The organism is Paenibacillus sonchi, assembly GCF_016772475.1.
GTDB classification, from domain to species: Bacteria; Bacillota; Bacilli; order Paenibacillales; family Paenibacillaceae; genus Paenibacillus_AQ; species Paenibacillus_AQ sonchi.
Genome location: NZ_CP068595.1, coordinates 378,644 through 399,054 on the forward strand (window position 1 = coordinate 378,644; position 20,411 = coordinate 399,054).

Consider the following 20,411-nt stretch of genomic DNA (forward strand, 5'->3'; position numbering starts at 1 on the left):
TTCGGTATCCAGTTTTCAAGGATCAAGTGATTCCGGATTGAACCCCGGAAGAAGATCATATCATGTTTCCAAGCTGCTTGGCTACAAGCAAGTTCTGGAAACCAATATGTCCTTTGAGAGCTTAAACTCTCAAAACTGAGCAACGAGTGAGTAACAGGCCTAAACCTGAGTTTTGGAAGCTAAGCTTCCGATTTGAATGTCACCATCGCAGGTGACGATTCTCCATAGAAAGGAGGTGATCCAGCCGCACCTTCCGATACGGCTACCTTGTTACGACTTCACCCCAATCATCTACCCCACCTTCGGCGGCTGGCCCCCTTGCGGGTTACCCCACCGACTTCGGGTGTTGTAAACTCTCGTGGTGTGACGGGCGGTGTGTACAAGACCCGGGAACGTATTCACCGCGGCATGCTGATCCGCGATTACTAGCAATTCCGACTTCATGCAGGCGAGTTGCAGCCTGCAATCCGAACTGAGACCGGCTTTGCTGGGATTGGCTCCACCTCGCGGCTTCGCTTCCCGTTGTACCGGCCATTGTAGTACGTGTGTAGCCCAGGTCATAAGGGGCATGATGATTTGACGTCATCCCCACCTTCCTCCGGTTTGTCACCGGCAGTCACTCTAGAGTGCCCAGCCTTACCTGCTGGCAACTAAAGTCAAGGGTTGCGCTCGTTGCGGGACTTAACCCAACATCTCACGACACGAGCTGACGACAACCATGCACCACCTGTCTCAACTTTCCCCGAAGGGCACCTAATGCATCTCTGCTTCGTTAGTTGGATGTCAAGACCTGGTAAGGTTCTTCGCGTTGCTTCGAATTAAACCACATACTCCACTGCTTGTGCGGGTCCCCGTCAATTCCTTTGAGTTTCAGTCTTGCGACCGTACTCCCCAGGCGGAGTGCTTACTGTGTTAACTTCGGCACCAAGAGTATCGAAACCCCTAACACCTAGCACTCATCGTTTACGGCGTGGACTACCAGGGTATCTAATCCTGTTTGCTCCCCACGCTTTCGCGCCTCAGCGTCAGTTACAGCCCAGAAAGTCGCCTTCGCCACTGGTGTTCCTCCACATCTCTACGCATTTCACCGCTACACGTGGAATTCCACTTTCCTCTTCTGTACTCAAGCTGCCCAGTTTCCAGTGCGACCCCAGGTTGAGCCCAAGGTTTAAACACCAGACTTAAGCAGCCGCCTGCGCGCGCTTTACGCCCAATAATTCCGGACAACGCTTGCCCCCTACGTATTACCGCGGCTGCTGGCACGTAGTTAGCCGGGGCTTTCTTCTCAGGTACCGTCACTCCGATAGCAGTTACTCTACCGGACGTTCTTCCCTGGCAACAGAGCTTTACGATCCGAAAACCTTCATCACTCACGCGGCGTTGCTCCGTCAGGCTTTCGCCCATTGCGGAAGATTCCCTACTGCTGCCTCCCGTAGGAGTCTGGGCCGTGTCTCAGTCCCAGTGTGGCCGTTCACCCTCTCAGGTCGGCTACGCATCGTCGCCTTGGTAGGCCGTTACCCCACCAACTAGCTAATGCGCCGCAGGCCCATCCTCTAGCAGCAGATTACTCCGCCTTTCATCCCAAACCCAGGAGGGTTAAGGAATTATCCGGTATTAGCTACCGTTTCCGGTAGTTATCCCAGTCTAGAGGGTAGGTTGCCTACGTGTTACTCACCCGTCCGCCGCTAAGTTAATCAGGAGCAAGCTCCTTCATAACTCCGCTCGACTTGCATGTATTAGGCACGCCGCCAGCGTTCGTCCTGAGCCAGGATCAAACTCTCCAAAAAGTATTGAAAAGAGCGATAGCTCATTTTGAAACATCTGACGAGAATTTGCATTCTCTCGATGAAATTTCTAAAGCGTGAAACACGCTGTGAAACTCATCTGTTTTGGATCTCACTTCCGTGAAATCCTACTCACTCGTTGTTCAGTTTTCAAAGATCAAACTCGTTGTTGGTGATGATTATCTCGTCACCAGCAACTCTTATAATATACCATGTTTATCGATCAATTGCAACTTTTTTTTCAAAAGAAGTTAGCTTATTAATCAAATATCCATGATTCCCATCCACAAACTTTTATATAACGTTTGCGACTGGATTTATAATATAACACGTATCTTCCGCTAAATACAACCTCAAATATTACCAATTATCAACTGGGCCATATGCCCTCTTAAGTTTCACTATGCATGACCATTTACCCACCAATAATCACAAGAAGCATGCAGCACTGCATTGTGCTAATGCAGTGCTGCATGCTTGATGAGCCTAGCTTATAAATAATTTAGTTCGAAATCCATGGATTTTTGCTTTTTTTCGTTTTGTTTTTACGGGCATTCTGGCTGGTGCGCTGTTTCGCAGAACTTTTGCTGCTGGCGTTGGCGGGCAGACCTGATGTCTTAACTTTTGCTGCAGACGGTTTGGTACTGTCTTTACTGATCACCGCAGGTTCAGAACGTTCTGCCACTGCTACTGGAGTTGTCTCCTGCTGAAAAAATTCAGGCTCCTGAATTTCAGGCACCCTGTTATGCGCATGGTTCTCCATTCCCGGGTACACCGGATACGCCGGAATACTAGAGACCATAGGTGCTGCGAATGTACTTGGCGCTACTGAATACGCCTGCGGACTCATATCTATTCCGTATGGAGAGCTCATTCCTGGCATCGGCTGCATATAACCGGGATAATTGTTAAACATGGGCTGCTCATAGGAATACGGTTGAACTGATTGTACCGGCATCTCTGCACCACAACCGCATGATGGCCATGGCAGATTCATGGACGGTTCGCTGTACTGAGGCATAACATATGATAAATTTTCACTGACAGGACTGATGTTCTCATAGATCGGCGCTGTGTTCGGGTACCAGGCTCCCGGGAACTCCGTTGCCGAATACAGGCCATATGGGGAAGGACAATCCTGCATATAGCTTGCCGGCTGGACAAAGTCCGGGGCCGAGTTCATTCCCATTACAGCCATAGGTTCATAGTACGGATATGCCGTTGGAGAATCCATGAAATATGGATTTGTGCTTAAGCCCGGGTAGCCAAATGAATCGTCGCAGGACGACGGCTTATTTTCCTGAAAGTAAGCTGGCTCGACCCCTGATTTGGATTTTCCCTGGGGAGGCATCTCATAGGTCATCGCTTCCTGAGCCGGAACTGAAATTTGCACAAACAAACTCTGGGATTCATGAATCATTTCATGAACTGGCAACACTTCCGGTGCCTTGCTCGCGGCAGGTAACACCTCTGGAGCTTTGTTCGCGACAGGCAGTACCTCTGGTGCTTTGTTCACGACAGGCAACACTTCCGGTACTTTGTTCACGACAGGTGATACTTCCGGTGCTTTGTTCACGATAGGCGACACTTCCGGTACTTTGTTCACGGCAGGTGACACTTCCGGTGCTTTGTTCACGACAGGTGACACTTCCGGTACTTTGTTCACGACAGGTGATACTTCCGGTACTTTGTTCACGACAGGTGATACTTCCGGTACTTTGTTAATTATAGGAGCTACTTCAGGCTCTTTGTTTGGAGCAGGCGCCGGCAGATTCGTTGTGACGGGTGATACCTCAGCAGGCGGCTGCTCTTTGACGCCGGTATAATCTTTAGCACCCAGCTTTGTTTTGTCAATGATAGCATTGGCTGCGGACTGGGGCTCAACAGCAACAGGATCTCCCTTTTTGGGGATATTGACAATTTCACCAACCAAGAGGGCATTGGGATTCTTCAAATGTGTATTGGCATCAATCATATCCTTCAGTTTAATTCCCCATGCTTTGGACAGCTTCCACAAGGTATCGCCTTGCTTGACAGTATGTTTGTAATAGACCTCATTATTCTCCGGAACGGGTACCGTAGCCGCAGGGATTTTCACCTTATCCCCAACGGCAAGCACATCAGGATTGCTGATCTGCGGGTTAGCCTCGATGATTTTTTGCAGCGGCACCCCGTACTTTTGCGATAAGGCATACAGCGTATCGCCTGATTTGACCATGTGTATTTTCACGCAGCAATAACCTCCTAAAAGTTTTGTTAGTGAGCATCAAAGCTTGCTTCGAAAGCATACGCCAGTTGTGTAGGCTTATACTTTTGTAAACGGCGTTGTACTAAAATTGTGTAGAAGCATAGGCTTAAATTCCCTGAAGCCATGCATCCTGTACAGCTATGCTGCAAACTCCGGTGCCGAAAGCCTTCCTCAGGTTATTCTGCTTCCAGCATCTTGATATGCGGTACAGCCGCCTCCTTCGTTACTACATCTTATGCAGGCTATGGGCGATTGACATCCCTCAAACAAAAAAATCCTCTCATGCATAGCATGAAAGGATTTGTGCTTGTAAACCTGAGCTTGTACTGTAGTCCAGGATCATTCCCAAACTTTATAGCCGTCCTTATCAACAACATTGCGGAACTCTTCAAGCAGCTGCAGCGTAATAGGGCCTGCATGCCCTGCGCCGATAACGCGGCCGTCGATTTCCCGTGCCGCAATCACTTCGGCAGCTGTGCCGGTGAAGAAAACTTCATCTGCAATATACACGTCATGCATAGTAAACGGCTCTTCTTTCAGAGTCAGTCCCAGCTTGCCGCATAGCTCGATGATTGCCAGACGGGTAATACCTTCCAGTGCGCCCAGGTAGCACGGCGGCGTGTAGACTATGCCTCTTTTGACAATAAAAATATTATCTCCTGAACCCTCGGTTACATACCCCTGGGCATTCATCATGATCGCTTCGTCGGCTTCCGCCAGATTGGACTGAATTTTGACGAGGATGTTGTTGAGATAGTTCAGCGATTTGATCTTAGGGTTGAGCGCATCCGGAATATTGCGGCGCTGGGAGACGGAAACTGCACGAAGTCCGTTCAGATAGGCCTGCTCCGGATAAATGGCCAGCTGTTCAACAATAATGATGACACTGGCTTTGGGACAGCGGCGGGGGTCCAGACCCAGATTGCCGGGGCCGCGGGAAACGATCAGGCGGATATATCCATTGCGCATATCATTGAGACGTATCGTTTCAGCCATAGCTTCCAGCATTTCGTCATAAGTCAGCGGGATATCCAGCATAATGGACTTGGCTGAATCATAGAGTCTGTCCAGATGCTCCTTGCATTTAAAAATATTGCCGTTGTAGATACGGATGCCTTCGAATATACCGTCTCCGTATAGAAATCCGTGATCAAACACGGATACCTTTGCATTTTCCTTCGTTACGTGTTGTCCATCCAGATAGATCCATTGCTCAGCCATGAATTTACTGCACCTCCGCTTTCTCTTCCTCATAGGTGTATGTGGGATACGAGCCCAGAATCCGCACCTGGCAGCCCAAGGCTTTGATCTCTTCAATCGCCGCAGGCAGCAGGACCGATTCGATCGGTTCCATCACATCAATATAAAAATAATAAGTACCTAATTTCTTCTTGGTCGGCCGTGACTCTATACGTGATAAATTCAGCCGCCGCCAAGCAAATGCAGCCAGCACCTGATGGAGCGCTCCGGGAAAATCTTCCGGCAGGGTCACCAGGATGCTAGTCTTGTCACCGCTGCTCTTCCGGGGAAGCTCCAGCTTCTGATGTCCAACAAGCACAAACCGCGTGTAATTGTTATTATGGTCTGTCACCTGCCGTTCTACAACCTCAAGCCCATGCGTAGCCGCACCAAGAGCTGTGCCGATCGCCGCCCAGCCTTTGCCGGGATTGTTCGAAACAATCTCCACGGCTTCGGATGTGCTTCCGACGGACTCCAGTTCGGCCCAGGGAGCGTGATTACGGATAAATTGCAGGCATTGCGCCATGGCAACGGGATGAGAAAGGATTTTGACCACTTTACTGTAATCCTTATGGCCCTCAGCGTCCACAAATTCCTTGGGATTACTGATAAGATTCTGTATAGAAGGGAAAATCCACTCCGCCTGCATAGGCAGGTTCACTTCATTGATGAGCCAGTCAATATGCAGACTTACCGAACCTTCAATAGTATTCTCAATCGGAATCACGCTGAAGTCCGTCGCTCCATTGGCCGTAGCCAGAAATACATTGGAGATTAGCTTATGATGCTCAATATTTACAGGCTCATCACCGAATAAATGCAGCAGCGCTTCATGCGACACCGAGCCCTGCGGCAACACTGCTATTGATTTCATAACTGTTTTTCTCCTTTTATCATATCCAAAAATGATCTGTTTTGCATCTGGTTTGTTTCAATCTGTTCTACGGCCACACCGGATGAACTAGGCGGCAGCCAGCAGGTCCGCGCAGGGATACCATGCTCCTCCATCGTTTGCTTCAGAAAAAGCTCCAGCTCCGGCTTGCGGCTCTCCTGCCGGTCAACCATGCACAGCAGCGTCGGCCCGGCACCGCTCAGCGCAATGCCCAGTGCACCATGCCCTGCCGCCTCGGCCAGCAGCTTCTCCATCCCGGGCACTAATGGTGCCCGGTAAGGCTGATGCAAGCGGTCCTGCATGGCGCGGCCGATCAGATCGAGCCGGCCTGCCGCCAGGGCAGCCGTTAACAGCGAGGTCCGGCTGATATTATGAACAGCATCCCCCACCGTGATCTGAGATGGAAGCACCCCGCGCGCTTTGGTGGTCGACAGCTCGAATTCAGGTATGACTACAAGAATCTCAAGCTCCTCGGGAGGCTCAATCCGGATGTAATCCGCATGCTCACCGTCCCACACGGCTGTGATGATGCCGCCAAAGAGCGAGGCGCCCACATTATCCGGATGCTTTTCCAGGGCTGTGGCCATATCGAACAGTTTGGCGTTACTCAAGGGGGAACCAATCATGGCATTGGCCGCCGCCATTCCGCCGACAATCGCTGAAGCGCTGCTGCCCAGTCCGCGGGTAAGCGGAATATCCGAGTACATGGTGATGGAAAGCTCCGGAACGACTACCCCGGCTTCCGAAAAAACCATTTGTGCTACCTGATAAAGCAAATTGCTTTTATCCTTGGCCACACCTGCCATTTCGTCTCCGTAAAGATGAAATTCGGTCTCTGCAGATTCCTCCATTTCAATCCAGGCATATAGTGAAAGCGCCATGCCCAGCGTATCAAATCCCGGCCCCAGATTAGCAGTGCTGGCGGGTACTTTAACTCTAGACCTTCCGTACATACTCATAGCTGGTAAATCTCCTTCATTATTTTTGCGTCTAGCTGTCAGCACGAATTCAAGGTTTAGCCTTCTACCCGATAGTGGCTCTTAATCCGGTGAATGACTTTAAGCTGCTCCAGATGCCGCATTACTTTATTCATACTCGCCTTGCTGGCATTGTGCGTCACAATAATAATCTCCGCATCCGGATTACTCGGATTGGCTTGCTGCACCACCGAATCAAGACTGACATCATACTCCGCGAATACCTGCGTAATTTTGGCCAGTACACCGGCCTTATCATCTACATGCAGCAGCAGAAAATTCTTATAAAAGATGTCTTCGTCACTCTTGAGCTTCTTCTGTTTGTAAGGCACAATCTGCTTCAGCCCGTTAACGCCCAGCTTCAGGTTCTTAATAACGGCGACCAGATCCGCTACAATGGATGTAGCTGTAGGCATAGCGCCTGCTCCTGCACCGTAAAACATCGTTTCTCCAACAGCCTGACCGTATACATATACCGCATTATACACACCGTTGACGGAAGCGATCGGGTGACCGGTCCGGATCATTGTCGGCTGCACGCTGATGCTGAATTCATCCTCATGACTCTCGGCAATGCCCAGCAGCTTCATTTCGTACCCCAGCCTTTTGGCAAAAGCGATATCCTCCTTGCTCACTCCGGAAATGCCGCTGACACTGACATCACTCAGCTCCACGTTGGTCCGGAAGCCAAGTGTGCCGAGAATAGCCATTTTGCGTGCAGCATCCAGGCCTTCGACGTCGGAGGTCGGGTCCGATTCAGCATATCCGAGTTCTTGTGCTTCCTTCAGCACATCATGATAGGATGCGCCTTCCTGGCTCATTTTGCTCAGTATGTAATTGGTGGTCCCGTTTACGATGCCCATGATCTTCACGATTTTATCAGAGGAAAAGCCTTCGATAAGCGTGCGGATAATCGGAATGCCTCCTGCCACACTGGCCTCATAAAACACATCGCATTGCTTCTCCTGCGCCTTCGCAAGAATCTCCGAGCCATGAAGAGCCATCAGGTCCTTGTTGGCCGTCACGATATGCTTGCCGCGTTCCAGCGCCTCCAGAATGTATTCCTTCGTTCCCGCGATTCCCCCCATCACTTCCACGATGACGTCAATCTCCGGGTCGCGGATAACGTCCCAGGGATCATCGGTGATAGCAGCCGCATCCACTTCGATATCCCGGGGTTTCTCAGTATTCTTAACGGCAATGCGTTCAATGAGAATCGGGGAGCCCACCTGGCTGCTCAGATCCTCCTGATTCCCTTCCACGATACGGACTACACCCGTACCCACTGTACCCAGACCCAGCAACCCCACTTTGACCGGCTTCATTTGAATCCTCCTAAAAGTTTTGTGAGCATGACTTTCCTGAATTTGCTTCGAACAAAACTACATCGAAAGCATAAACTTAAGTTTTGTGAGCACACTACTGAAATGACTTTGAAAGTATACACCTGAGTTTCATGAAACGGCATTACCCCTGCCCGATAATCAAAGCCCGCTTCACTCCGGGTATCGCCTTCAGGCTGTCCAGCATGTCGCCTAATTCTTCGTTCAAATGCGAAATTTCCACAGAGATAACCACATTGGCCCGCCCCTGCAAGGGAATACTCTGGTGAATCGTCAGCACATTGGCACCATGGACAGCAACTGACCCCAACACCTTGGACAGCATACCCGATTCATGCTCCAGATCAATGGAGATCGTGACAATACGCTCCCGTTCCAGCTGATGGATTAAATGAATGCCATCCTTATATTTATAAAATGCACTGCGGCTAAGCCCAACCTGTTCTACACCCTCATGTACCGTCTTGGCATCACCTGCCTCAAGCAGCTGTTTGACCTGCATGGTCTTTAGCACAGCGTCAGGCAATATGTCCTCACGGACCAAATAATAGCGTTCTTTCACGAACGTCCTCACCCCAAAGACTTTTGTGTTTAGATAGTGGACATTATACGGGATGACCGCTGTATTTTGCAATAACTTTTCATTTAAAAGCCGCCAAAGCCGTATCTCAGCCCGTTTACATCCGTTCCTCATGCTGCAAGCTGAATAGATAACGCTATGTATAGATGCAGCAAAACCCCCGAATATCCGGGGGCAATTCCTTTAATACACCATTATCTGCTCAGCTATAAGCTATTGTTGTTCCACAGTAATCACAATTCTTCGACTGGCCGGGCGAAACGGTATTTTGCGCTCCGCAGCCCGGGCAGCGGACAGATTTGGGCAATTGCGTTGGTGCCGGTGCCGGTGCTGCTGCCGGCTGTGGAACAGGCTGTGCCTGCCCGCCGCTTGAACCCGGGACCGAAGATAAGCCTTCCCGAAAAAGCTCCTGAGGTGCTGCAGCGGTACGCCCCTCACTTATAACCAGATCAGCAGATAACACCCCGTGACTTTGGAGATACAGGAGATCCCGCCGCACATCGCTTTCACTTTGCCCGGTTTGTTCGGAAAGATTGCCGAGGTAGCGTATGCCGCCAGCATTGATCAGCTGCACATAGGCTTGGGCCAGCTGTGAAAATTTGAATCTGGCCTTAGCCGCACTGGCAGCGAAGCCGGAAGCAGGCAGCAGCAGAAGCACCGTAAACAATATCAATATTGTAATCAAGGTAACTGTATCGATGGGCGCTGAAGTCACCATATAGATCACAAAGACCATCATCTGCATAAAACCGCCCACGAAAACGTGGTACAGCAGGCTGATATTGGCCGGCTTACGGTAGTTTTTGAAATGGCTGCCCGCAAAGCGTACCAAGGCAAGTACCAGCCCCAGCGGCATAAAAAGATAACCTATAATGATAATCGCATAATCAAACACCGGCCGGTCATATTTAGGCAAGCGGAGCGTGTTCTGGCCCTCCTGCCCGGTCAACATATTCATGAACTGCAATCCTCCTATTTCAGTGCCGCAAGCTCCCGGTTTCGCCGCTGAAGCGTACTGGCAATACTCTCGGTCAATGTTTCCGTTTCTTTTTTCCAATCGGCCGGGGGGTCCTGCAATACAAGCAGAAGGGATACATGATCATGCAGCAGGGAAATCTGCTGGCTGATGACAGCCTCCGTCTCATACATTGCCGGGTCTGATACGGGATCGCTGTACTTGAATTGTTCTTCCAGATCCTTGAGCAGCTGGTTCAATTCTTCCGCTCCCGGGTTACTCCAGGTTCGGGCGATAGCTGCAATCTCCGTTATCTCCATCAGATGAAGGCGCAGACTTCGGCTGGCATCAGCCGTTCTCTGCTCCTGTACTCCGGCATTCCACCCGTACAGCCCAACCGCCCCCAGCGCTATGGCGCTCAGGATCAGCACGATTAGCTGCTCCCCGGCATACCAGTAAGGCTGCAGCGCCAGCATCCAGTCCAGCACAATTGTCGAAAAAAGACTACCGCCATATATACGGCCATAATTAAAGCCCCGCTCAAAAGGACTGGCGGAGTCCGCTTGGCGGTCCCGGCTGTCCGCAGCCAGAACAGGCTGTAGGCATACACTGCAGTTTCTGCAATAAGCAGAGCAATCATGGATACCACTGTACGGAATACAGAATCCGCAAAACCCAGCATAACCACAGACCCTAACGTGAAAATGACAACTGCGGCGTAAATCCCTGTAAACCAACTAACATATTTTCTGTTTCTCTTCATGAGACTCTCCTTTTATCCGGCCCTTGTTCCACACTCCGGACAAAACTTCTGGCCCGGCTGCAGCACATGCCCGCAACCTGCACATGGTATAATCACGCTCGTTCCGCAGTGCGGACAGAACTTGGCGCCGGGCACGACCTCCTCCCCACAATTCCGGCAAGCCGTGCGGTCAGCGGGAGTGCCTTCCGGCTGCGGCTGCTGAAGGCTGCGGCCGCAGCCGCTGCAGAAACGGGCCTCAGCAGAATTGCCCGCGCCGCAGCTTGGACATGTCTTGACTGTGCTGCCCGCTGCGGAAGCCCCGCCTTCCATGATGCCTCTGGTCATCCGGTTCATCATCTCGGAAGCCGGACCGGCAAAACCAAGCCCCATCCCAAGACCCAGTCCTGTATTCACCATACCTGCACCGATACTCCCCGGATTCCCGGCAGCCTCCTCCATGGTATTGAAGCTGCGCTCCTGCTGGTAGGTGAAGCCGATAATGTCCATTTCCGCTTTTTTGGCCAAAGCTTCCTTCAGCCGGACCGTTGCCGGATCATCATCGGGAATGCTAATGGAATCAATATAAAAGTTATTCAGCTCAATTCCGCTCTCCAGAAAGGTTGAAGCCAGCCGGCCTTGAATATGCTTGGATATTTCCGATACGTAGGCATTAATCTCCAGTATGCTGATTTTTTTGTGGACCAGGTAGGTAGAGATCAGCTCGTTGATATTGGACATCAGCAGCCCGCGGAAATAACTAAGCATTGTACTCTGATCAAACTGCGGCAGCGTTCCGACCAGCTTCAACAAGAACTTGCGCGGTTCTTCGATTCTGACACCGAACTGCCCAAAGGCGCGGACAGCAATCATCATTTTATATTTCGGGTCCTGAAGCTGAAGCGGTGCGCTGGTCCCCCACTTCACGTTCATGGAGTTCAGTTTGTTCACGTACCAAATTTCCGCAGTAAACGGCGATTTGCCGCCGAAAGGAAGGTTCACCAGATTCGAGAGAAGCGGGATGTTCGCTGTGCTGAGCGTGTGTCTCCCTGCGGTAAATGAGTCCAGCGCCTGACCGCCCTTGAACAAAATCGCTTCTTGGGATTCATTGACGATCAGCTGCGTCCACGTTCCCAGTTCCTGGTTCGGATACTTCCAGGCAAATACGCCAGGAGGCCCGTCATATTTTACAACTTCAATGATTGCCATCTGCCTATCCTTCTTTCCTGATCATAGGTATGTAGTATATATATCGGTTGTTGACTTGGAAATTTCCCCTACTTTATTGTATACGACAAAGGGATAATTTGGGTTCTTTTTGCAAAAAAACGCCGGCCATGCCCTCCCTTATCCGGGAAAGCACAGTCGGCATTTGGTTTAGCCACAAATCGGCAGCAGCTTAATAATAACTGCTGTTCTCCACGAACTCGAATTCGAAATCAGCGATCCGGACAATAGTCCCTTCCACCGCACCACGTTTGCGCAGTTCAGCATCCACACCCATGTGGCGCAGTGTGCGCGCGAGCTTAAGTATGGCATCATGTGTGCTGAGCTGCATCCGCTTCAGCATCCGCTCAATCCGCGGGCTGCTGACCACAAAGGCATCGTTATCCCGCGTAATGGTGAAGGAGTTGTCCTCTTCCGCCTCGAGCTTGTAGACCTTGCGTTCTTTGGTCTCTGCTACTTCTTCCACAACCGGAGCCACCGGGATGCTGTCGAGAAGATCCGTCGCCCGGTAGAGCAGCTCCTGTACTCCCTGACGGGTAAGTGAAGAAATCGGCATAATTTCCAGATCCGGCCGAAGCTCCGATACCTGCTCGCGGAATGCAGCCAGATTCGCCTCCGATTCAGGCATATCCATCTTATTGGCTGCTACGATCTGCGGACGGTCCATGAGACCGGCGTTGTACTGCCTCAGTTCGTCATTAATCTTCACCCAATCCTCAAAGGGATCGCGCCCTTCGGAGCCGGACATATCCACAACATGGATGATGATCCGGGTGCGTTCCACATGCCGCAGGAATTCATGTCCGAGACCTACACCCTCGCTTGCTCCTTCAATCAGTCCCGGCAGATCGGCCATGACAAAGCTGCGGCCATCCCCTACATCCACCACACCTAAATTCGGAGTAATGGTTGTGAAGTGATACGCACCGATCTTCGGCTGTGCAGCGGAAACGACGGAGAGCAGGGTGGACTTGCCGACGCTTGGAAAGCCCACAAGCCCCACATCCGCCATCACCTTCAGTTCCATCACGATATAGCGCTCCTGGCCTTCTTCCCCATTCTCCGCCAATTCAGGAGCCGGATTGGCCGCTGTGGCGAACCGGATATTCCCCCGGCCGCCCCGGCCGCCGCGTGCAACCACTACCTGCTGGCCGTGACGGGTCATGTCGGCAATGACTTCCTTGGTATCGTCGTCGATCAATACGGTTCCCGGAGGGATGCGTACGATCATATGCTCGGCGTTCGCCCCGTGCTGGCTTTTGTTGCGCCCTTTTACTCCGCGGTCCGCCTTGAAATGGCGTTGATAACGGAAATCCATCAATGTGCGCAAACCTTCATCCACACGGAAGATCACATCTCCACCGCGTCCGCCGTCACCGCCGGCCGGCCCGCCTTCCGGCACATATTTCTCCCGGCGGAAAGCCACCAGGCCGTCGCCGCCGTCGCCGCCTTTTACATAAATCTTAGCTTTATCTACGAACATTCATGTTCACCTTCCTTACATTCCCAGAGGCAGCCGAAGCTCTACATTGGGTTTACCCCTTCCAGACTGCTCTGCTTTGATAATTTTCCCTTGTACTATATTATAAATTTGCCCCTGCAGCAGCTCGGGATCGCCATGATCCCCCTCGCTTTCGAAAGAGATCAGAATGTCTCCTCCATCCTGTGCAAAACCGAGCAGAAGCTTCCGTGTATCGCCCTCCGGGGCGAGTCCGCTGTACTGATAAGCCCTCACCGTCTGCATAATCACCTGTGTCAGCTCTTCCCCCGTGTCCGGGCTGAGCTTATTCTCCAGCTGCAGTCCTTCTTCTACCTGCACTTCCAGCTCCAGGCTGCTTCTGAAGGTGCGGAAGGACTGCAAATAGAACACAAGCGAAGGAATGCCGAGCTTAGCGATACGGCTGTCCAAGGCAATCCGCTCCTTTATTCTTCCCACACACTCCAAGGATTTATCAGGCTTGCCGAGCTGGATATATCCGTAAAGCACCTGCAGATCATTCATCCAGTCATGCCGGTGATGATTAAGTGTCCGGTTCGCCGCCTGCTGTAAAGTCTTCTCCTGTAGGCGCAGCTCCTCTTCAAAATGACGCCGGTTGTAAAAAAAGCTGTAAGCAAGCACCGCAGCTATCCATACGGCAAGCAGCAGGCATGTCAAAAGGGAAGTATGCCAATACAAGAGGCCTAAAGGAAGCATTACGGATAACATGACTGCCCAGATCAACCATTTCCAGGATTTCATTCTTTCTCCCCGTCCCTCAGTTCGCAAAATTCATGCATATTTAACTGTTCCTCTTCACTGATAATTACCATTTTCCAGTATAACACAGGCTTTCACGGCAATCACCAGCATTTCAGCCAAGCGAGAAATATAAGGATGATTTGTGGAGTGAACCATATAAACCCTCATATTCTGAAAAAAAGCCCCCGGCACTCATGCCGGAGGCTTCTACTTGCAATTCGATTTCCGAAAGCTTACGCTTCCAGTGCCGCTGCTACCGGAGCGACATCAACCGGGTACACGCTCACTTTTTTGCGATCGCGTCCCCAACGTTCGAACTTCACTACACCATCAACCAGAGCGAACAAGGTGTCATCTTTGCCGATGCCTACGTTTGTGCCCGGGTGGATTTTGGTTCCGCGTTGACGAACCAGGATGTTGCCGCCGGTAACTGCCTGACCGTCAGCACGTTTCACGCCAAGACGTTTGGAGTGGGAATCACGTCCGTTCTTGGTGGAACCTACACCCTTTTTCGATGCGAACAATTGAAGATCCAATTTCAACATGTTGGTCAACCTCCTTCTTTAAATAATGACTTCCTGTATCTTAATATACTTCCCGTATGAATCTGCGATATCACCGAGCATAAGCACCATGGATTCCAGCAATAGCTGAACCTTGGCAGAAACTTCGGGATCGTCCACCGGAACCAGGGTTCCGCTTAGAAAACCATCCTTCATCGAAGTATCCAGAACAACGCCTGTCAGACTTTCAATCGAATTCACCGTTCCAACCGTGACGGTGGAAACACCGGCGCAGACGATATCCCTGCCGATCTCTGCGTAGTTCGCATGCCCTTTAACAGCAAAACCGACAATCGCACCTTGAGCAGAAGCCCGTGTAATCCGCACGTTAATCATTAACGCACCTTCTTACGCTTGAATCTTCTCGATTGTTACTTTGGTGTACGGTTGACGATGACCTTGTTTCTTGTGGTAGTTCTTCTTCGGTTTGTATTTGAAAACTACAACCTTCTGACCTTTACCATGCTTCTCGACTTTAGCTGTTACAGACGCGCCGCTTACCAGCGGAGTTCCTGCAGTCAGACCGCCGTCGTTGGAAACAGCCAATACACGGTCAAACGTTACGCTTGCGCCGTCTTCAGCATCCAGCTTCTCAATGAACAATACGTCGCCTTCTTGGACTTTGTATTGTTTACCGCCAGTTTCGATAATTGCATACATTGTACTTGCACCTCCTCATGTCTCAGACTCGCCTAGTCTAGGTGGCAAATTCCCGGAGGAACCGCGCTTATGTACCCGATCGGAGCGGTTGCAGCATGTGCAGGATTAGAACAACCAAACACATACTTGAAGATAGTATCACACATATTACGTTCAGTCAATGGCAGAAAAAAACTATAACCCGGGCTCCTGTAAAACCGGGATCTATTCCAGCCACGCACCGACTTTGCCCTTGCCTCCGCAGCATTGGCATATCACCGGGGCGAAGCCCGCAGAGTCATGTCTCGCCTTCTTGCGGGTCATCTCCAGCAGTCCCAGATGGGTCCAGCCAAGAATATGCGTCTGTGTGCGGTCACGGCTGATGACCCTCTCCAGACGTTCCGTAACCATCTTCCGGTGCTCTTCACGCTGCATATCAATAAAATCAATGATAATAATGCCTCCCGTATCCCGCAAGCGGATCAGACGCCCGATTTCCTCCGCCGCCAGCAGATTCGTGCGCGTGACCGTCTCCTCCAGTGAAGTTCCGCCCGTGTATTGCGCAGTGTTGACATCAATGACGGTGAGTGCCTCCGTCTCATCCCAGATCAGTGTCGCCCCGCCTTCCAGGGTGATTTTGCGTCCGAAGCTTTTGTGCAGCTGCTCCTGCACCCCGTACGCGGTAAAGATCGACTCCTGTCCATGGTAGAAGCGGACGGGCTTGTACTTTCCCGGAGCCATATCGTTCAGAAAAGCCTCCGCTTCCCGGACCGCCTTCGCCGAGTCAATCATCAGCTCATCCTGCTGCGGATTGAAGGCATCCCTGATGAATCGCTGGACAATGCTGAGATCCGAGTGAAGCAGAGCCGGTGCCGCACTCTCCTGCGCCCGGCGGGTGATCATCTCCCATTGGGACCGGAGGAAGGAAAGGTCGCCTTCCACGGCCTCCACCGGTTCATCCTCCGAGACGGTCCGCATAATAATTCCTTCCTCCTGCCGACGCAGCCGCTCGCCGATGGCCTTCAGCCGGACACGTTCGGATTCACGGCTGATTTTTTTGGATACGCCGACATAATCCGCAAAGGGCATGTACACCATCCAGCGTCCCGGAAGCGTATAATGGGTCGTTACACGCGCACCCTTGCCGCCCCGCGGCTCTTTTCTCACCTGGACCACAATTTCCTGGCCGGGCTGCAGCAGCGTTTCAATGGAGGGCTTCACCTCCGGCTGCCTTTCCAGATGGGGATGCAGCACATCATCTACATATAAAAAAGCATTCTTCTTCTGTCCGATATCAACAAAAGCGGCCTGCATGCCTGGCAACACATTCATGACCCGTCCCTTATAATAACTGCCGACCAGCCCTTGCTGCTGATCACGTTCGGCTGCATATTCGACCAGACTCCCATTGTCCAGAAGAGCCATCCGGGTAACATGCTGCATGCAATGAACGATCATTTGCTTCATGGCTTCACCTCTGGTTTCAATCGATCTTTCTCCGTCATCCATCAGCGGGATGGTTCAAGTCCATATTTTACATTCCAAAATAAGAAGAGATCAGCTTCTGCTCCGGCACAACGGCCACGATGCTCTTATCCTCATTCATCACATAGATAAAATGATACTGGTTACGTTTAAATAGACGCAATATATCATCCAAAGGTTTCGCGGAAAAGGCAACAATTGGACGCGCGGCACTTCCCGATTGCTGGTATCGTTCATATACAGCTTCTCTGTTCATCAAAAAGGAGACAAAGCGGTAAGGCAGATTACGCTGGTCCGTAAGGTTCGAATAGAGCAGAAAAGCCCCGATCATCAGCAGGTTCAGCCGAAGCCCTCCCCCTGTGCCCAACGGCAGCATTGCATAACCGACCACCAGCACACTCGCCGCGATGCTCACTCTGCCGCACCATAGCAAAGTAGCATAGTAGGGAAGCAGCAGACTAAGCATCGCCTGAAATATTTTACCGCCATCCAGAGGGAGGACAGGCAGAAGATTAAATAACGCGATAATCGCATTGGCTTGTATAAAATAATCCAGGAACGCACTGGTGCCATATCCGGTCTGCCGGAGTCCGCAGGCCATGACGATCAGCAGCACATTCTGCAGCGGTCCGGCAATAGCGATGCCCATCTCCCGGACAGCGGTCAGACGCCCATGATCCTCCATCACGGCAACCCCGCCGAAAGGCAGCAGCTGCACCGATTTCACCTGAACCCCGCAGAGCAGCGCTGCACAGACATGTCCCATTTCGTGAATGAACACAATTGTGAACAGCGTCAGCAGTTCCAGAAACTGGCCTGTGACCACAGAGAGCAGCATGATCAGAACAAACAGCGGGTGCAGCGACAGCTGGATACCCCTGATCCTAATCAAACGATACCACTTCAGCGGGATCAATATAAGTCTTGTCTTTCATAATTGCAAAAAAAAGCAGCGGCACTGAAGCATTCTCCGTTTCCTCCAGCCAGCCCACAGCATCCCCGCTTTGCACCCAGTCATCGGCTGCCAGCTTCGTCCCGCTCAGATGCCCGTATTCAGCCGTTATATCCCCGGTATGGCGTACGGTGATCCGGATTCCGCCCTGCGCTTCTTTGGCAACGGACAGCACCCTTCCCGTATCTACACTTTTGACTGTCAGCGTCCCGTTAGAAGCTTCTGCAGGCATAATCTCCACACCATTCATTGTAGCAGCAAAAGGCCGGACGATACTGCCTGCAAGCGGGGTGCTCAGATCATGCGCGGCAGTTACCTTCTCTGCCGGCTGATCTTCGCCGCCGAAGATCGGAATAAATGCCGGCGCTCCGCTGAAATGCTCCTCGTACCAGACCTGCGCGGCGGCAAAATCCATATCCCTGCTGAGCGCATCGGTAATGAAGGCCTGCGCTTTGAGCGCCCAGGGCTGCTGGATGGCAAAGATTCCCCATACGGCGCCAAACACTACAATGCTCGCGATGGTTCTCCGCATAAAACCCGAAGCAAAACGCGGCTTGTCCCCTCCCCCTTCATCCACCCAGCCCCCGCGCCGCTGCTTCCATAGGGCCTCAGGGTCAGGCTCGCGATCTGTAGAATAATCATGGGCTGCTCCCTCTCCCCATTCCTTGAAAGTTGTTGTCCGGTCAGACAGCGCATACAGCGGCGGCACAGCTGTATGCGGAGAATCGTCCAGCTCCAGCAGGCTGCGGATGCGTTCCTTGCGGCGGCCTTTAATACCTGATTTCTGTTCCATGTTGATCCCTCCGGCGGGCTTGTTTTACTATTATTTTATGAAAGACCGGGGCTGATTTAGAACAAGCCCCGCCGGGACAGAGAACAGAAACAGTAACAAAGCTGAACGGTTCAGATACGCTTTGGTGTGGGCTTTACAGCATGAGTCCGAATCAAGTGATCTACAGCACAAAGAGCCCGCTGCAGACTATCTGCAGGCAGGCTCTTTGTGCTGAAGTTTGCTATGCTGCTAGAACCTTGAGTCCGTTCAACCCATACCAAAGAACTTCTTCAACTTCTTGAAGGCCCCCGGCTTCTTGTCCAGCTGCATCAATGGCACTGCATCCCCCAAAATCCGCCGGGCGATATTGCGGTAAGCGATTGCCGCTGCCGAATCGGGATTCATGACGGTAGGCTCCCCGTTGTTCGCTGCCTTGATCACCAGCTCATCATCGGGAACGATACCAATCAAATCAATATTCAGCACCTGCAGAATATCCTCAATATCCAGCATATCACCTGTTTTGATAAGTCCAGGCCGAATCCGGTTCACTACCAGCTTCGGCGATTCTACGTGCGACTGCTCCAAAAGGCCGATAATCCGGTCCGCATCCCGCACGGCAGCATGCTCCGGCGTAGTCACAACAATCGCCTTGTCTGCTCCGGCAATGGCATTGCGGAAGCCATGCTCAATCCCGGCCGGACAATCGATCAGGATGTATTCATACTCCTTTTTGAGTTCAAGAATGATATCCTTCACCTGCTCCGGTGTAACGGAGGTCTTGTCTTTGGTCTGGGCCGCAGGGAGCATGTACAGCTCATCAAAACGCTTGTCCTTGACCAGCGCCTGATTCAGACGGCAGCGTCCTTCCGCAACATCGACCAGATCATAGATGATACGGTTCTCCAGCCCCATGACCACATCCAGATTCCGCAGTCCAATGTCGGTATCGACCAGACATACTTTTTTGCCCTGCAATGCAAGCGCGGTGCCAATATTGGCCGTAGTGGTTGTTTTGCCAACTCCGCCTTTGCCCGAGGTTACGACAATCGCTTCTCCCATGGAGGCTACACCCCTTTAAAAACATTTAAACCCTGACGTAATTTGACTATATTATGAATTTTGTCGATTTGCATAGCACCGCTCGATAGATAGGCAAATTCCATGCTGCTTTCCCGGGTTTCCCATTCATCCGGCGGGCGGCTGATAACGTCAGCAATCCGCAATTGTGTAGGCGACAGCAGGGATGCAGCAATAATAGATTCCTGATTGCCGCCCACCCCGGCATGAGCCATTCCGCGCAGTGCTCCGAGAATATAAATATCACCCGTACAGGTAATCGACCCTCCGGGATTCACATCACCCAGGAACAAAAGATTCCCTTCATGGTGCAGGACCTGTCCGGAACGAATCATTCCGCTGACCATAAACAGGGCATCAGTGTCCTTGTCGCCTGGTTCTTCCAAAGCTTCAACGGAACGGACCAGCAGATTGCCCTGGCTCTTCAGAATGTCCAGCACAGCTTCCTTCTCATCTTCGGACACCGAACGGTTGCCCAGCTTAATGTCCACATGCACAATCGGTCCGGTTAATATATTCTGATGGCTGTGCTCCAGCTTATAGCGAAGCTCGCTTAAGAGATCTTCAAAGGGGCACTTGTCGTCTAGCAGGAATACCAGGCCATCCTTGATGCCCTTGATCCTTACATGCTTGGATTGTACTGTCATTTGCCTGTCCCCCCATTCTCATTCATTCGTGCCGGGCCAGGCAAATTCCT

Annotated in this window: 20 protein-coding genes, 1 rRNA gene and 1 other annotated feature; all 21 genes read right to left on the reverse strand. The window is 51.6% G+C overall.

Features of this window, described 5'->3' with window-relative positions; genetic code table 11:
• Positions 1-228: 228 nt before the first annotated feature.
• Positions 229-1,787: ribosomal RNA gene (locus JI735_RS01745) — 16S ribosomal RNA — on the reverse strand.
• A 499-nt stretch (positions 1,788-2,286) separates the two neighbouring features.
• Positions 2,287-4,014: a LysM peptidoglycan-binding domain-containing protein gene (locus tag JI735_RS01750; protein WP_202676971.1), complete on the reverse strand. Its 1,728-nt coding sequence runs from the start codon at positions 4,012-4,014 to the stop codon at positions 2,287-2,289.
• Between the two features lie 357 nt (positions 4,015-4,371).
• The gene (gene ilvE / locus JI735_RS01755; protein WP_020429264.1) at positions 4,372-5,253 is read right to left on the reverse strand and encodes a branched-chain-amino-acid transaminase; all 882 of its coding nucleotides are present in this window, start codon (positions 5,251-5,253) and stop codon (positions 4,372-4,374) included.
• Positions 5,254-5,257: 4 nt separating this feature from the next.
• Positions 5,258-6,145 (reverse strand): prephenate dehydratase, encoded by an 888-nt coding sequence (pheA, locus tag JI735_RS01760; RefSeq protein WP_039834197.1) that lies wholly within the window; start codon positions 6,143-6,145, stop codon positions 5,258-5,260.
• Positions 6,142-7,122, reverse strand: coding sequence for a homoserine kinase (gene thrB, locus JI735_RS01765; RefSeq protein ID WP_039834196.1), 981 nt, complete (start codon positions 7,120-7,122; stop codon positions 6,142-6,144). The genes pheA and thrB overlap by 4 nt, the downstream gene beginning before the upstream one ends.
• 56 nt (positions 7,123-7,178) lie before the next feature.
• Positions 7,179-8,465 (reverse strand): homoserine dehydrogenase, encoded by a 1,287-nt coding sequence (locus JI735_RS01770; RefSeq protein ID WP_039834195.1) that lies wholly within the window; start codon positions 8,463-8,465, stop codon positions 7,179-7,181.
• A gap of 142 nt (positions 8,466-8,607) precedes the next feature.
• Entirely contained in the window at positions 8,608-9,045 is a 438-nt protein-coding gene (locus tag JI735_RS01775) for an ACT domain-containing protein (RefSeq protein ID WP_020429271.1), read from the reverse strand.
• Positions 9,046-9,265: 220 nt separating this feature from the next.
• On the reverse strand, positions 9,266-10,021 hold the full coding sequence (locus JI735_RS01780; RefSeq protein ID WP_039834194.1) for a zinc ribbon domain-containing protein: 756 nt from the start codon (positions 10,019-10,021) through the stop codon (positions 9,266-9,268).
• A gap of 14 nt (positions 10,022-10,035) precedes the next feature.
• The gene (locus JI735_RS01785; protein WP_202676972.1) at positions 10,036-10,506 is read right to left on the reverse strand and encodes a hypothetical protein; all 471 of its coding nucleotides are present in this window, start codon (positions 10,504-10,506) and stop codon (positions 10,036-10,038) included.
• Complete coding sequence (locus JI735_RS01790; RefSeq protein WP_202676973.1) at positions 10,452-10,781, reverse strand: hypothetical protein; 330 nt, start codon at positions 10,779-10,781, stop codon at positions 10,452-10,454. Before JI735_RS01790 ends, JI735_RS01785 begins: the two co-directional genes overlap by 55 nt.
• A gap of 12 nt (positions 10,782-10,793) precedes the next feature.
• Entirely contained in the window at positions 10,794-11,966 is a 1,173-nt protein-coding gene (locus JI735_RS01795) for an SPFH domain-containing protein (RefSeq protein WP_202676974.1), read from the reverse strand.
• 190 nt (positions 11,967-12,156) lie between these two features.
• Positions 12,157-13,467: a GTPase ObgE gene (gene obgE / locus JI735_RS01800; RefSeq protein ID WP_039834190.1), complete on the reverse strand. Its 1,311-nt coding sequence runs from the start codon at positions 13,465-13,467 to the stop codon at positions 12,157-12,159.
• 15 nt (positions 13,468-13,482) lie between these two features.
• Entirely contained in the window at positions 13,483-14,223 is a 741-nt protein-coding gene (locus JI735_RS01805) for a Spo0B domain-containing protein (RefSeq protein ID WP_039834189.1), read from the reverse strand.
• Positions 14,224-14,456: 233 nt separating this feature from the next.
• On the reverse strand, positions 14,457-14,768 hold the full coding sequence (rpmA, locus tag JI735_RS01810; protein ID WP_020429282.1) for a 50S ribosomal protein L27: 312 nt from the start codon (positions 14,766-14,768) through the stop codon (positions 14,457-14,459).
• A gap of 18 nt (positions 14,769-14,786) precedes the next feature.
• A complete protein-coding gene (locus JI735_RS01815; protein WP_039834188.1) occupies positions 14,787-15,122 on the reverse strand; it encodes a ribosomal-processing cysteine protease Prp in 336 nt (111 codons plus the stop codon).
• Positions 15,123-15,134: 12 nt separating this feature from the next.
• Entirely contained in the window at positions 15,135-15,446 is a 312-nt protein-coding gene (gene rplU, locus JI735_RS01820; RefSeq protein WP_020429286.1) for a 50S ribosomal protein L21, read from the reverse strand.
• Between the two features lie 14 nt (positions 15,447-15,460).
• Positions 15,461-15,546: a sequence feature (ribosomal protein L21 leader region), on the reverse strand.
• A gap of 104 nt (positions 15,547-15,650) precedes the next feature.
• Positions 15,651-16,892: an Rne/Rng family ribonuclease gene (locus JI735_RS01825; RefSeq protein WP_039834187.1), complete on the reverse strand. Its 1,242-nt coding sequence runs from the start codon at positions 16,890-16,892 to the stop codon at positions 15,651-15,653.
• 67 nt (positions 16,893-16,959) lie between these two features.
• Positions 16,960-17,802 (reverse strand): M50 family metallopeptidase, encoded by an 843-nt coding sequence (locus tag JI735_RS01830; RefSeq protein WP_039834186.1) that lies wholly within the window; start codon positions 17,800-17,802, stop codon positions 16,960-16,962.
• Complete coding sequence (locus JI735_RS01835) at positions 17,795-18,655, reverse strand: M23 family metallopeptidase (RefSeq protein ID WP_039834185.1); 861 nt, start codon at positions 18,653-18,655, stop codon at positions 17,795-17,797. Before JI735_RS01835 ends, JI735_RS01830 begins: the two co-directional genes overlap by 8 nt.
• Before the next feature lie 246 nt (positions 18,656-18,901).
• Positions 18,902-19,696, reverse strand: a complete 795-nt coding sequence (gene minD / locus JI735_RS01840; RefSeq protein ID WP_020429295.1) for a septum site-determining protein MinD — start codon at positions 19,694-19,696, stop codon at positions 18,902-18,904.
• 5 nt (positions 19,697-19,701) lie between these two features.
• On the reverse strand, positions 19,702-20,361 hold the full coding sequence (minC, locus tag JI735_RS01845) for a septum site-determining protein MinC (RefSeq protein WP_039834184.1): 660 nt from the start codon (positions 20,359-20,361) through the stop codon (positions 19,702-19,704).
• Between the last annotated feature and the right edge of the window lie 50 nt (positions 20,362-20,411).

What these genes read in the sequence shown, in the direction of transcription:
- ilvE (WP_020429264.1), bottom strand. Translation starts at nt 5,253, where the DNA reads ATGGCTGAGCAATGGATCTATCTGGATGGACAACACGTAACGAAGGAA.
- pheA (WP_039834197.1), bottom strand. Translation starts at nt 6,145, where the DNA reads ATGAAATCAATAGCAGTGTTGCCGCAGGGCTCGGTGTCGCATGAAGCG.
- thrB (WP_039834196.1), bottom strand. Translation starts at nt 7,122, where the DNA reads ATGAGTATGTACGGAAGGTCTAGAGTTAAAGTACCCGCCAGCACTGCT.
- JI735_RS01770 (WP_039834195.1), bottom strand. Translation starts at nt 8,465, where the DNA reads ATGAAGCCGGTCAAAGTGGGGTTGCTGGGTCTGGGTACAGTGGGTACG.
- JI735_RS01780 (WP_039834194.1), bottom strand. Translation starts at nt 10,021, where the DNA reads ATGAATATGTTGACCGGGCAGGAGGGCCAGAACACGCTCCGCTTGCCT.
- JI735_RS01790 (WP_202676973.1), bottom strand. Translation starts at nt 10,781, where the DNA reads ATGAAGAGAAACAGAAAATATGTTAGTTGGTTTACAGGGATTTACGCC.
- JI735_RS01795 (WP_202676974.1), bottom strand. Translation starts at nt 11,966, where the DNA reads ATGGCAATCATTGAAGTTGTAAAATATGACGGGCCTCCTGGCGTATTT.
- obgE (WP_039834190.1), bottom strand. Translation starts at nt 13,467, where the DNA reads ATGTTCGTAGATAAAGCTAAGATTTATGTAAAAGGCGGCGACGGCGGC.
- JI735_RS01805 (WP_039834189.1), bottom strand. Translation starts at nt 14,223, where the DNA reads ATGAAATCCTGGAAATGGTTGATCTGGGCAGTCATGTTATCCGTAATG.
- rpmA (WP_020429282.1), bottom strand. Translation starts at nt 14,768, where the DNA reads ATGTTGAAATTGGATCTTCAATTGTTCGCATCGAAAAAGGGTGTAGGT.
- JI735_RS01815 (WP_039834188.1), bottom strand. Translation starts at nt 15,122, where the DNA reads ATGATTAACGTGCGGATTACACGGGCTTCTGCTCAAGGTGCGATTGTC.
- rplU (WP_020429286.1), bottom strand. Translation starts at nt 15,446, where the DNA reads ATGTATGCAATTATCGAAACTGGCGGTAAACAATACAAAGTCCAAGAA.
- JI735_RS01825 (WP_039834187.1), bottom strand. Translation starts at nt 16,892, where the DNA reads ATGAAGCAAATGATCGTTCATTGCATGCAGCATGTTACCCGGATGGCT.
- JI735_RS01835 (WP_039834185.1), bottom strand. Translation starts at nt 18,655, where the DNA reads ATGGAACAGAAATCAGGTATTAAAGGCCGCCGCAAGGAACGCATCCGC.
- minD (WP_020429295.1), bottom strand. Translation starts at nt 19,696, where the DNA reads ATGGGAGAAGCGATTGTCGTAACCTCGGGCAAAGGCGGAGTTGGCAAA.
- minC (WP_039834184.1), bottom strand. Translation starts at nt 20,361, where the DNA reads ATGACAGTACAATCCAAGCATGTAAGGATCAAGGGCATCAAGGATGGC.